This window comes from Saliniramus sp., from assembly GCF_035311605.1.
Classification (GTDB): domain Bacteria; phylum Pseudomonadota; class Alphaproteobacteria; order Rhizobiales; family Beijerinckiaceae; genus Saliniramus.
The window spans coordinates 1-11,702 of record NZ_DATGCW010000306.1; the positions used below are offsets into that span (position 1 = coordinate 1).

Annotated in this window: 13 protein-coding genes; 6 read left to right on the forward strand and 7 right to left on the reverse strand. The window is 63.6% G+C overall.

Translation table 11 applies throughout. The annotated features are described in order from the left end of the window. The 3 genes from VKP01_RS13565 to VKP01_RS13575 form a co-directional block, all read left to right on the forward strand. Nucleotides 1-622: aromatic amino acid lyase (locus VKP01_RS13565; protein ID WP_324413153.1), on the forward strand; the 622-nt coding region annotated here is incomplete at its 5' end. A 56-nt stretch (nt 623-678) separates the two neighbouring features. Next, entirely contained in the window at nt 679-1,191 is a 513-nt protein-coding gene (locus tag VKP01_RS13570; protein WP_324413155.1) for a hypothetical protein, read from the forward strand. A gap of 122 nt (nt 1,192-1,313) precedes the next feature. After that, nucleotides 1,314-1,694 (forward strand): hypothetical protein, encoded by a 381-nt coding sequence (locus tag VKP01_RS13575; RefSeq protein ID WP_324413157.1) that lies wholly within the window; start codon nt 1,314-1,316, stop codon nt 1,692-1,694. A 30-nt stretch (nt 1,695-1,724) separates the two neighbouring features. Here VKP01_RS13575 and argE read toward each other — a convergent pair whose 3' ends face one another. Next, on the reverse strand, nt 1,725-2,879 hold the full coding sequence (gene argE / locus VKP01_RS13580; RefSeq protein WP_324413159.1) for an acetylornithine deacetylase: 1,155 nt from the start codon (nt 2,877-2,879) through the stop codon (nt 1,725-1,727). A gap of 35 nt (nt 2,880-2,914) precedes the next feature. After that, nucleotides 2,915-3,307 carry a Co2+/Mg2+ efflux protein ApaG gene (apaG, locus tag VKP01_RS13585; protein WP_324413161.1) on the reverse strand — a complete coding sequence of 131 codons (393 nt, stop codon included), beginning with the start codon at nt 3,305-3,307 and terminating at the stop codon, nt 2,915-2,917. Nucleotides 3,308-3,389: 82 nt separating this feature from the next. On the opposite strand from apaG, the gene VKP01_RS13590 reads away from it, so the two are divergent. Beyond that, nucleotides 3,390-4,061 (forward strand): CDP-alcohol phosphatidyltransferase family protein, encoded by a 672-nt coding sequence (locus VKP01_RS13590; RefSeq protein ID WP_324413163.1) that lies wholly within the window; start codon nt 3,390-3,392, stop codon nt 4,059-4,061. Between the two features lie 22 nt (nt 4,062-4,083). Here the strand turns inward: VKP01_RS13590 and VKP01_RS13595 are convergent, their stop codons facing one another. After that, on the reverse strand, nt 4,084-5,181 hold the full coding sequence (locus VKP01_RS13595; protein WP_324413165.1) for a tetratricopeptide repeat protein: 1,098 nt from the start codon (nt 5,179-5,181) through the stop codon (nt 4,084-4,086). Between the two features lie 72 nt (nt 5,182-5,253). Continuing rightward, nucleotides 5,254-5,934, reverse strand: a complete 681-nt coding sequence (locus VKP01_RS13600) for a thiamine phosphate synthase (RefSeq protein WP_324413167.1) — start codon at nt 5,932-5,934, stop codon at nt 5,254-5,256. 190 nt (nt 5,935-6,124) lie between these two features. Between VKP01_RS13600 and VKP01_RS13605 the strand changes: the two genes are divergently transcribed. Together VKP01_RS13605 and VKP01_RS13610 are read left to right on the forward strand one after the other, a co-directional pair. Next, a complete protein-coding gene (locus VKP01_RS13605) occupies nt 6,125-6,358 on the forward strand; it encodes a DUF2798 domain-containing protein (protein WP_324413169.1) in 234 nt (77 codons plus the stop codon). A 594-nt stretch (nt 6,359-6,952) separates the two neighbouring features. Continuing rightward, nucleotides 6,953-9,325 carry a mechanosensitive ion channel domain-containing protein gene (locus VKP01_RS13610; RefSeq protein WP_324413171.1) on the forward strand — a complete coding sequence of 791 codons (2,373 nt, stop codon included), beginning with the start codon at nt 6,953-6,955 and terminating at the stop codon, nt 9,323-9,325. Here VKP01_RS13610 and VKP01_RS13615 read toward each other — a convergent pair whose 3' ends face one another. From VKP01_RS13615 to VKP01_RS13625, 3 genes are all read right to left on the reverse strand, one after another. Continuing rightward, nucleotides 9,326-9,613: an exodeoxyribonuclease VII small subunit gene (locus VKP01_RS13615; protein WP_324413173.1), complete on the reverse strand. Its 288-nt coding sequence runs from the start codon at nt 9,611-9,613 to the stop codon at nt 9,326-9,328. Nucleotides 9,614-9,713: 100 nt separating this feature from the next. Further along, a complete protein-coding gene (locus tag VKP01_RS13620) occupies nt 9,714-10,694 on the reverse strand; it encodes a hypothetical protein (protein ID WP_324413175.1) in 981 nt (326 codons plus the stop codon). Nucleotides 10,695-10,761: 67 nt separating this feature from the next. After that, on the reverse strand, nt 10,762-11,702 hold a 941-nt coding region (locus VKP01_RS13625; protein ID WP_324413177.1), incomplete at its 5' end, for a hypothetical protein.

Here is an 11,702-nt window from a genome sequence, read left to right on the forward strand (position 1 = left end):
CCCGCTGATCGTCGATGACGGCGCAGGCGGCTATGTCTCGCTCTCAGGCGGGCACTTCCACGGCCAGTACATGGCCCAGGCCATGGATGTGCTTGCCATCGCCATGACCGATCTCGGCGCCATCAGCGAGCGTCGCCTCGCGCGGCTGATCGATCCCGGCATGAGCTACGGCCTGCCGCGCAACCTGCTCGCCGGCAAGCAGGGGCTGAACACGGGTTACGCCACGGTGCAGTGCTCCATGTCGGCGCTGGTGATGGAGAATCGCGGCCTCGCCACTCCGGGCTCGGTCGACAGCATCCCCGGCAAGAGCAATGCCGAGGACCACGTCTCCAATTCCACCTGGTGCGGGCGCAAGGCGCGCACCATCGTGGAGAATGTCGAGCAGATCGTCGCCGGCGAATTGCTGATGGCCGCGCAGGCGCTCAGCCTCGTGGCGGAAGTCGCCGACGGCTATCCGCTCGGCAAAGGCTCGCAGGCCGCGCTCGACGCAATCCGCGAAACCGTTCCGCCCGCCCTCGAGGGCGATCGCTGGTACGCGCGGGAAATGGGCGATGCGCGGGCGTTGGTACGCTCGGGAGCGGTGGTCCACGCTGTCGAGACCGCAATCGGCCTGCTCGAGTGAACCGGGCCGCATGCTGAGCAAGGAAAGTCTTAACAGATACGAGGCATGCTCATGGCATGTCGCTGCGTAAACTGCCATGGCTGCTCCTGATCGTCGTCGGAATGCTGCTTCCGGCACCGGACATCCACGCGGATGACGGGCTCGGCTTCAACGATTTGCCGGAGCGTATCCGCAACCAGCTCTTCGATTTGTCGCGGCGCTGCGCGATGCTCGGGGGCAATGCCGGCAATCCCATGGATGCGGTCGCCTTCGCCGATTTCGATCGCGACGGCATGCCCGATATCGTTCTCGACGAAAACCGTTTTGCATGCGACGGATTGCGCCTTGGCGCGATCTGCATGGAACCGGGTTGCCGTACCTACGTCACCCTGTCACAGGATGGACGCTGGCGACCGGCATTCGATGTCGCCGGATCGTACTGCATCGACTTCGATCGCTCTCCGCCGGATCTGATCACGATCCAGCGCAACTTTCTCGCCGACGGCTCGATGAACATCATCAATATCCGCTACGAATTCCGCAAAGGCATGGCCTTCCAGCGCGGGCTGGATACCTGCGAGGGGCGATGAGATGGCCTGAAATGCAACAGGCGTTCATATTTTCTTGACGATTGATTCACGATTCCGGCGCATGATCACAGGATCATTGTCTCCGGCGGCTCCGGTATGGCCGCTGCAAGGGAGGGCGCGGCATGGAATTCTCCGGCGTCACCAAACCGATACCGCCGTCATCGCAAACGGCCCTGCAGCGCACCGATGCGCCGATGTCAGCTGCGGCCGTGCGCACCCAGTTGCCCAAGGATGCCGCCGTTCAGCAGGTGGAGCGCTCCGCTGCAATGCAGCTCGAAATCCGCGCCGGGAGCCAACGTCAGGGCGCACTCGCCAGCCTCATGCAGCGCGCCCTCACCCTCGCGAAGGCCCATCGTTCAGGCGCGCGGTCTGCCGCCGCTCCGGACCAACAGCCCGAGCGCGTCTCCGCCGCGGACGCGCTGCATCTGCGCGCTTATGGCGAGGGCACGCATCATGAGCAGGAGGACGCTGCCGATAAAGCGCATGAGGATCGCGCGATATGAGTGCGATGCACGCGACCCGCAGCGCGGCATTCATATCCCGGTCAGCCGCCGCATGAAGACCTCGCCCGCAGCGAGGGCGTCGAGGGTGATGAATTCATCGGGCTGGTGCGCCTGGTCGATGCTGCCCGGGCCGCAGACGACGACGGGGAGATCCGCATCCTGGAAGCGCCCGGCTTCCGTACCGAAGGGGACGCTGATCGTGGCGTTGCGGCGCGCGGCATGCAGCGCGAGGCTTTCCGCATCCGATCCTGGCACAGGAGCGAGACCGGGCACATGCACGTCGATGCTGGTCTCGATCCGCCCGTAATCGCCAAACCGGTTGAGGCGCTCGCGCTCGACCGTTTCGCAGAAGGCGAAGAAGCGCTTTTCGATCGCTGCGATATCGAGATCCGGCAGCCCCCTGATTTCCCAGTTGAAGACGCATTCCTTGGCCAGAATATTGCGCGCCGTGCCGCCGGAAATGGTGCCGACCGATACCGTCGAATAAGGCGGATCGAAGCGCCCGCTCGAATCGCCCTCCGCCATCAGCGCATCGCCGATCCGGTTGATCTCGCAGACGAGTTCGGCGGCGCTCGTTACCGCATTGGCGCCGAGTGCGGGCTTGGAGGAATGTGCCTCGAAACCATGCACACGGGTGGTGTAGACGGTCACGCTCTTGTGCGCATCGGCGACCTCGAGCCCCGTCGGTTCGCCGACGATGACGGCGCGCGGGTGCGGCAACGCAGCGCCGAACTTCGCAATCGCATCAATCACGCCGAGGCACGAGATCTCCTCGTCATAAGAAAAAAGCAAATGCACCGGGCGCGCGAGGTCAGCCGCGCACCAATTCGGCACCAGAGCCAGCATGAGCGCGAGAAAGCCCTTCATATCGACCGCGCCGCGCCCATGGGCCCGGCCATCAGCGACGCGCAACGTGAACGGATCGCTCGTCCAGACCTGCCCGGTCACGGGAACCACATCGGTATGGCCGGAGAGCACGATACCGCCCTCGACCAGCGGCCCGATCGTGGCAACGAGCGATTCCTTGTCGCCCACTTCATTGGGAACGCGCAGATACGGCACGCCGTACGAATCGAGATAGCCTGCAATGAAATCGACGATCGCGCGGTTCGATTTGCTGCTTTCGGTATCGAAGGAAACGAGCCGCTCGAGCAGGTCGAGCGGCGTGCGGCGTGTAGAATTCATGGGAGGCCTGTCGGTTGGCAAAGCTGCTCGTCCGGTCAATGAACGGAGCGGCGAACATGCGGTGAATCGAGGGAGAAAGCGGGAATCTCGGCCAGAAACAGCGACCCGTCCGCACGCAGGATCTCATAGTGGCCCTGCATGGTGCCGTCCGGGGTCTCGAGCGGGCAGCCGCTGGTATAGCTGAAACTGTCGCCCGGGCCGATTTCCGGCTGCTCGCCGACGACACCATCACCGCGCACCTCCTCGACACGGCCCAACCCGTCGGTGATACGCCAGTAGCGCCGCAGGAGCTGCATCGGCTCGGGGGTCAGATTGGCGATCTCGACCGTATAGGCGAAGAAGTAGCGCCGATCTGCAGGACGCGATTCCTCGTCGAGATAGCGTGGCTCGACTGTGATGCGCACACCGTTGCTCACGGCCTCGTACATGATCGTGACCTCGTATCGGGGGACAAGAACCAGAAAATGGTGGTAAGGCGCAGCGCAGTGTTCGTCAACGCGGGGAAAAGTCATGCTGGATGGGATGATGCGCCGTCTGATCGACCCGGTGCTGGACCGGATCGCCGGACGGCTCGTCCTGCGCGGGATCGGCGCTGATACGGTCACCTTCACCGGTTTCGCGCTCGGTCTCGTCAGCGCACTTGGCGTGGCGGTCGAAGCGGATGCGGCGGCGCTGCTGGCGCTCATCCTGAGCCGGCTCTGCGACGGGCTCGACGGCGCGGTGGCGCGGCGCACCACGCCGACGGATCGCGGCGGCTACATGGATATCGTGCTCGACTTCGCCTTTTATGGCGTGATCCCGCTGGCCTTTGCGTTGCGCGATCCGGAGGCGAATGCCGTCCCTGCGGTGGTCCTGCTTTTCACCTTCTACGTGAACGGCGCGAGCTTCCTCGCCTTCTCCGCCGTCGCAGCCAAGCGGCAAATGGATTCAAAGGTGCGCGGGCTGAAATCGATCTATTTCACCATCGGGCTGGCTGAAGGTACCGAAACCATCATTGCCTTCGTCGCGATGATGCTGTTTCCCGCCCATTTCGCGCTGATCGCCTATTTCTTCGCCGGACTGGTGGCGATGACGGCGCTCTCGCGGCTCACCCTGGCCTGGACGGTGTTTCGCGACGAGCCGGAGGATGCGGCCCCGCCAGAGGGCGGATCAGCCGACCGTGATGACGGGTCGAAGCCATAGCCAAGCGACCCCGCGAGCACAATCAGGGCCAGCCGCGCTCGCGCGCCAGCGCCTCGGCCCGGACAAGCTGCTCGTCTGAAAGATCGCGCAGCGCCTCGTCGAGCCGCTCGTCATCGAGCCCCTGCCCTGCCGCGAGCAGGTGCCAGGATGCCGCCTCGACCAGATCCTGCTCGACCCCGCGCCCGAAGGCATGAATCAGCGCGAGCCGATTCTGCGCGATCGCATCCCCGCGCCAGGCAGCGATACGGAACCAGGCAGCGGCACGCTCTTCGTCGGGGGCGACACCGATCCCGTTGAACACGGCGGTGGCATATTCGACCATGCCCTCCAGATCTCCGTTGCGTGCCGCGCGATGGAACAGGGCCGTGGCACGCGCCGGGTTCTCCGCGACGCCGCGCCCCTCGCGGTAGAGCAGCCCGAGTGCATGCTGGGCTTGCGGAATCTCGGAATCAGCGGCGTGCTGCAGGAGCCGTGCCGCCTCCTCCGCCCCCTCCTCTCCGCCGGTTTCCAGAAGAATCAGCGCGAGATTGTAGGAGGCGGGTGCGTGTCCGGCTGCGGCGGCGGCTTCGAAATGGCGGCGCGCTGCGACCGTATCGCGACCGATTCCATCCTCTGCCAGCCGCAACGTGCCCAGCGCGAAATGTGCTGCCGGATCGTCCAGCCGGGCAGCGAGCGCGAACCACTCCGCCGCGCGTTCGAAATCCTGCGGCAAGCCGAGGCCCTGGATATACAATTCCCCGATCAGCGTCATCGCCGCCGCATCATCCGGATCGCCTTCCAGGCGATCCGCCGCGCGCATGAAGGCGGTCAGAAAAAGTCCGCGCTGGAAGGCGGCATAGGCAGCATCACCGCGCTCCCCAGCCTCCACCGAACGCCCCTCCAGCACAGGGCCGACGGGGCTGGGCAGCGCGTCGTCCTGCGCATCGAAGGGGACCGCCGAATCCGGAGGCGATGTCGGTTCCAGCATGTCAGGCGCGAGCGGATCGTTCCTGAAAGGGATCGCCGCAGCATCGGGGACCGCGTCGGGCTGGGCGTCCTGCGCCATTGCCGTCGCCGCGATGAAGACGGCGGGCAGGAGGGGCATCACCGACAGCGCAAGAACGGTGGTGGCCGCGGCCATGCGGCGAAGCCCGCGCAATTTCCGCCTGATCTGTGTCCCGACCGGTCCCGTCACGCCCGCTTACCTGTTCTTTCAACCGTCATGGCGATCATCGCCGGATGCACCCAGCGTCGCCGCGAGTGCCCGGGCACCCTCCTCAGGCCCGCCGGCATGGGCGAAGACCACATCGCCGGCAGCGAGGAATTCCGTGCCCGTCGCGAGGGCGGCAGCGATATCGCCCAGGTCCGGCAAAAAAATGGCACAGGGGGTCTCGAATATCTCCGCCCACCAGGAGGCGCGCTCGCAGGCCGCGTCGAAGGGCAGCATCGAGCCGTCGGGGCGCGGCTCGCCGAAGGACAGGTAATCCACCCCCGCCTCCCCGGCCTCCATCGCCTCGTGCCGCGTGCGCGGATTGGCCAGTCCCACTGCACGGTCACCGCCGAACCGCGCGATCGCATCACGCGCCGCAGCGAGATCACGCAGATGCAGCCCGTCCGCGCCCCCGCGCGCGGCGATCTGGGCGAGGTCGAGCCCCGCCAGCGCATCCGGAGCGGCATCAATATCGAGAATCACGGCGATGCCCGCTTCATGCGCCGTTGCGCAGAACGGTTTGAGCAGACGCGTCAGGCTGCGCTCATCGCTGGCGGCGAGGCGCACACGCAGTGCGGCGCAGGGGAGCCCCGGCAGAATCGTGCGCAGCTGCGTGCACAAGGCCGCCGGCTCGGAGCCGGCATCGATCAGCGGGGTGGCGAGGTAGATCTCGGGGGATGTCACCGGTTTTCCTCGATGGGTTGATCACGATCTGTCGCCTTGCCCTTGAGCGCGGGCAGGCGAGCGCGCAAATTGCCAGTCGAAAGACGGGCGTCTCGGGCGCCCGCATCCCGTCACTCTTGCCCGCCAGTTGTGGCGGGCGCAAGTCCCCGCAGCCGGTGAGCGGGGCATGTTGCCGCGAGGTGCTCTCTCCGTGTCGAAGAAACTCCCGAAATCATTCGCGCCAGTCCTGTTCGGGCTTCTGCTCTCCGGGCTGATGTCCCTGATCGTCTCGGGCATCGCCACTGCGCGGGCGCTGGGCCTGGGGCCGGATTTCCCGATGGCCTGGCTGATCTCATGGCTCGGCTCCTGGGCTGTGGCATTTCCCACCGTACTCGTCGTCGCCCCCTTCGTTCGCCGTATCGTCGCGCGCGTCACGGACGAGTGACACGCGATCATTTTTCTTTTGCAATCATAAATTAACCATGCTATAAAATAATTATTGATTACACCAAGTCATTGCTTGTAAATTTTTTATGTCTTTCATTACCAAGGTCTGGCGAAACGCCCCGGAGCTCCGGCTCCGGGGCATTTTATTGTGCGAACCGGATATCAAGCACGCGCAGCGCGCCAAGCCCACCGCACCATCAGCGGTGCAATTAGATATTAAATGTAATTTTATTTGCGGCCTTGATAATTTAAATGCATAGTTAAAAATGTTTTATTATTAATATTTTTTCTGATTGACAATCATAGTTAACGATGCTAAAAAATAATCATTGATTAACCAAATGCATTACACAGTTTTCATAAATAACTTTTCATAACCTGATTCTACCGCGACCAACCGCTCCGCCGAAGCCCCCGGCGGAGCGGTTTTTCGTGATCGCAGGGCCGTACCGGTGCAGCTATCCCATTGCAGGGATGCCCTTGCATAATGCCCCCCCACCCCTATGCTTGCCGTCAATCATTGTGCGCGCGGCAATTTCTCCCGAGACCTCGCAGCGCATACGGCGTCCCCGTCTGGCTGATCATGACCACCATGCTGATATTCCCCCCGTTCCGCCCCTGCTCCGCCACGGACCGCGACCGCGCGGGCGCAACCCTCAAGGCGCGGCTCATCGCGATCCTGACGGCGGCCCTCTTGCTGATCGGGGCGGCACAGCCATTGCTGGCCCAGACCGATGCCGCCGGGGCCGCGACGAACGAGCTCGACCAGCAGACCGAGGCCCTGATCGAACTGCTTGAGAACGACGAAGCACGCACCCAGCTGATCGAACGCCTGCGCGGCAGCGCGGCGCCGGCGGTCGAGCCGGAGCCCGAGCATGTGCCTCTTGCGCGGCAGGTGGCGGAGCAGACACGGGCCGTGGCCGAGAACATTTCCGGGCTTTTCCGCGTGGCGGCGAATTTCGCCGATTCGGTTGCCGCCCTGTGGCGCGACACGACGACGGCGGATTTCGACCTGCTGATGCAGATGCTGGGCACGCTCTTCATCGTGATTGCCGGAACACTCTTCGCCTATTGGCTCTTGCGCCTTGTTTCCGATCGCGCTCGTGTCCGTCTCGCCATGAAGGCCGAATCGCGGCCCATCCTGCGGCGAGCGCCTCTCGCGGTGGGCGCCATCGCCTTCGATTCCGGCACCGTGGCGCTGGCCTGGCTGATCGGCCACACCCTGTCGATCCAGCTTGCCACCAACACGATCACGGCATTGAATCAGACGCTGTTTCTGAATGCATTCCTCGTCGCAGAGGGGATCAAGGTCGCGATGCGTGCGCTCCTGATGCCGCGCAAGGATACCCTGCGCCTCGTTCCGCTGAGCGATGCGACGGCGCATTACTGGTATTTCTGGCTGTCACGGCTGATCAGCCTGATTGTCTACGCCTTTCTTTTCGTCGCGCCGATCGCGACCTGGAATCTCACGACCGCATCCGGCGATGCGATACGCACGCTCGCGGTGTTTACCACCTGCGCGATCGGTATCGTGCTGGTGCTGCAGAACAGGAAAGACATCTCCACCCTGCTCAAACGCCGCGTGGCGCGTGGCGAGACCGATACAGTGGGACGCCTGTCACAGGGGCTGGCGCAGATCTGGCACATCGTGGCGATCATCTATCTCATCGCCTTCTTCATGGTCTGGGTCGCCCATCCGCGTACCGCGATCAATTTCATGGCGGCCTCGACCGCACAGAGCATCGCCGCCGTCATCGTCGGCATGCTGATCTTCGCCCTGCTCTCATGGCTGATCTCCGGCGGCCTGCATCTGTCGGAGGATATCAAGCAGCGCATGCCACTGCTCGAAGAGCGGCTGAACGCCTTCGTCCCGAAAGCCCTCTACGGGCTGCGGATCACGGTGCTGCTGGGCGTCGTCGTCGCGATCGCTCATGCCTGGGAGATTTTCGACTTCGTGGGGTGGATCACCACCGGGGCCGGAGCGTTGATCGCCACCTCGATGGCTTCCGTCCTCCTGATCCTGATCGTCGGCTTCGCGCTCTATGTGATCGTCTCCTCCTGGATCGAGTACCGGCTCAATCCTGATTTCGGCACGGTACCGACGGCGCGCGAACGCACGCTGCTGGCGCTGTTTCGCAACGCCTTCACCGTGACACTGAGCGTCGTGGTCGCGATCATGATGCTCTCGGAGATCGGCGTGAATATCGGCCCGCTTCTCGCCGGTGCCGGTGTGATCGGCCTCGCTGTCGGCTTCGGCGCGCAGAAACTCGTGCAGGACGTGATCACGGGCGTGTTCATCCAGTTGGAAAACGCCATGAACGAGGGCGATGTCGTTACGGCAGGCGGGATATCGGGCGTTGTCGAGCGGCTCACCATCCGCTCGGTCTCGATGCGCGATCTCAATGGCGTGTACCATGTGATCCCCTTCTCCAGCGTCGATATGGTATCCAACATGATGCGCAACTTCTCCTATCATGTGGCTGATATCGGCGTGGCGTATCGCGAGAACGTAGCCGAGGTGAAGGCCGCCATGCATGTCGCTTTCGACCGCCTTGCCGCCGATCCCGAGCACGGAGAGAATATTGTTGGTCCGTTCGAGATGTTCGGCGTCAACGCACTCGCCGACAGCGCGGTCGTCGTACGCGGGCGCATCAAGACGAAGCCCGGCCTGCAATGGGCGACCGGGCGCGCCTATAACGAGGTTGTGAAGGAGGTTTTCGACGAGCGCGGCATCGAGATTCCGTTCCCGCACCTCACCCTCTATGCCGGCGAGGACAAGGAGGGTACCGCCCCGCCCTTCCGTCTGGCACGGCAGAACCCGGACGAGCGCAAGGCGCTTGCCGCGAAGGTCGCGCGGCGGCGCGACAGCACGCGCCCCACCGACGAAGACCTTTCGGATCTGGCGACGGACATCCCCGAGGAAAGCGGGATACCGCAGAGCGAGGATGGGGAGTTGAAGGAGTAATCAGCCGTCCGGATCGAACGCGCTCGACCCGGCAGGCGCATTGCCGGCGCCGAGATTGATTTTTTCGATACGCGCCTCGGCCTGTTTGAGCAGCGCATCGCAATGCGCCTTGAGCTGCTCGCCGCGCTCATAGATGCGAATCGAATCAGCGAGCGCGACATTGCCCTGTTCGAGCTGGCGCACGATTTCTTCAAGCTCTGCGAGCGCCTTTTCGAACGGCAAGGCTGCGATATCGGCATGGTCCGCGTCGGCGCGCGTGTCGTTCTGGGCCGTGTTCTGCTTGCTCATCGATCGATCCGTCTGCTCGTTGGCTGGCTGCGCGAGGCGCGGGCATAATCAAGCAGGTTCGCACCGATCTGACCACCCCCGGTCGCCACCGTTGCGCCGATCAGGCTGCAATTTCCGCAGCGCGTGCCTCGGCAATCAGCCGGTCGAGCATGGGGTCGATATGGCGTGCCTCGCGCGTGAGGAAATGCAGCAATTCGCGCTGGGCGTTGCAGATCTTGTCGTTGCGGCGGATGCGCGCCTTGAGCCATTGCGCCTCTTCGGCGCAGATGACCTCGTCGCCGAAAGCCGTGGCCTGGCTGCTCGCGACCGACGGTGTATTGCGCGAACCGAACATGCTGCGCAGGATCGACCCGATACCGCTGCTCAACGAACGGCTCTCGTCCAGCCAGGTCTCGCGCCGGCGCGCCTCGTCCGGACAAGGCGCATGCCGGCCGATGCCACACAAGACATGATTGCCGATGGCGCGCGCGAACAGATCGGCGAAGGCGGGATCATTCCCGGCATCCGCCGTCGCATCGGCGATGTCGAACAAAACATCCGCCTCGGCCCGGGAGACGGCACCGAATCCCTCGCTGCTTGCCACAAAGAGCACCCGGCGCAATGCCTCCACATCCGCCTTCGTCACGATACCCGGCGCATGCTGCTCACCGGTCACGGAGGCGCCGTCACCGCTGAGCACGACATCGGCCACGCGCTTCAGGCCGAAGGCGGCGAGGCAGTCGGGAACGCGTCGCGCACGCTCCATCACGCGCAGGAGCGTTTCGAATTCGGTCTTCAGAAAGACGTGGCCGTCTTCCATTATACGGTCCATGAACCAGCGTGCGTTGTCCTGCGAGAGGTAACCGGGTGGGCTGACCTGATGCACCAGCAATTCGGTGATCGCCTCGGCGAAGAACTGGTGCCATTCGCGACAGCCCGCATCGCCGATCTTCCCGGCAATGGCGAAGAGCTCCTCGCCCTCGCGCAGGGAGATGGCATTATCCGCGAAATAGTGGCGCCGCAGGGCGAGAACGTCCTGCGGGCTCAGATCGGGCCGGGCCAGAGTAGCCATGTCTGGCGGAACGGTCACGGGCGTGGACATCGCTTGAACCTCGTGCATCGCATCGTATTCAGATGACCGATGATTGCACGAAGCTCTTACGATCCCCTTAAATCATGGCCATGCCAGGCACGATCAGGTTCATGTCGCGCACGTGCTGCAGGAGCGGATCACCTGCCGGGAGCCTGTCCCTGATCTCGACCCCGCCGTTACGCAGATCGTCGCGGTAGAGCAGTTCGGCCGTGAATGCGAGTTGCTCGTGGGGGTTACTGGTGTATTCGTCGAAGGGAACCTTTCTCGGATCCAGATAGAGCGATAGATTGGCCCGGAGCATGAACTGCTCTTGGGTGATTTCACCATCCCGGAACATATCAGCGGCCTTGTTGATCGGGATATGGGCCAGTGCGCGTTCCCACAAGGCGTGCGTCGCCTCATGCAGAACGAGCGATGCCATCTCGGCGAAATTCCGGTGAGCGGTGTCATGCACATTGACGACAACTGTTTCGTTTCTGCTGTCGTAATATCCGCCGATCCCGAAACCGTTTTTATCACGAGGCATGGAAACAGTCCCGAATTCAACCGTGTCGGGCACGTCCAGGATATGGCTGATGGTCTTCCAGACATCACGTGCAGCCTGCGTGCGTTGGCTGGGGCTGTAATTGTCCCAGTTCTGCGCATGTTCGGTGAATGCCGGATCTTCGAAGAAGGCTTCCGCCGCCGTCGTCGCGTAATCGTTCAAGCGATGCGACGTCTCGTCGGTGAGACGGAAGTCACCATAGATCTTGCTCAACGCGGCAATATCGCTCTGGCGCAGGGAATTGCCGTAATTGCTGCGTAGCAGAATGTCTTCGACGGCTTCGACCCTGGCCAGCTCATCCTTGTCGACACCGGATGAGGACGCCCCGGCGCCAGGCGCGGGGACCGGCTCGGGCACAGGTTCCGGCTCGGGCTTCGGCTCCGGCGTGGGCTCGGGTTTGGGCTCGGGCTCGAGCTCGGGCTCGGGCTTGGGCTCGGGCTCGGGCTCGGGTTTGGGCGCCGGTGTCGGCTCGG

Bases quoted from the DNA above. Each gene is read 5' to 3' on its own strand.
- VKP01_RS13570 (WP_324413155.1), top strand. From the start codon at position 679: ATGTCGCTGCGTAAACTGCCATGGCTGCTCCTGATCGTCGTCGGAATG.
- VKP01_RS13590 (WP_324413163.1), top strand. From the start codon at position 3,390: ATGCTGGATGGGATGATGCGCCGTCTGATCGACCCGGTGCTGGACCGG.
- VKP01_RS13610 (WP_324413171.1), top strand. From the start codon at position 6,953: ATGCTGATATTCCCCCCGTTCCGCCCCTGCTCCGCCACGGACCGCGAC.
- VKP01_RS13615 (WP_324413173.1), bottom strand. From the start codon at position 9,613: ATGAGCAAGCAGAACACGGCCCAGAACGACACGCGCGCCGACGCGGAC.
- VKP01_RS13620 (WP_324413175.1), bottom strand. From the start codon at position 10,694: ATGTCCACGCCCGTGACCGTTCCGCCAGACATGGCTACTCTGGCCCGG.
- apaG (WP_324413161.1), bottom strand. From the start codon at position 3,307: ATGTACGAGGCCGTGAGCAACGGTGTGCGCATCACAGTCGAGCCACGC.
- VKP01_RS13575 (WP_324413157.1), top strand. From the start codon at position 1,314: ATGGAATTCTCCGGCGTCACCAAACCGATACCGCCGTCATCGCAAACG.
- argE (WP_324413159.1), bottom strand. From the start codon at position 2,879: ATGAATTCTACACGCCGCACGCCGCTCGACCTGCTCGAGCGGCTCGTT.
- VKP01_RS13595 (WP_324413165.1), bottom strand. From the start codon at position 5,181: ATGGCCGCGGCCACCACCGTTCTTGCGCTGTCGGTGATGCCCCTCCTG.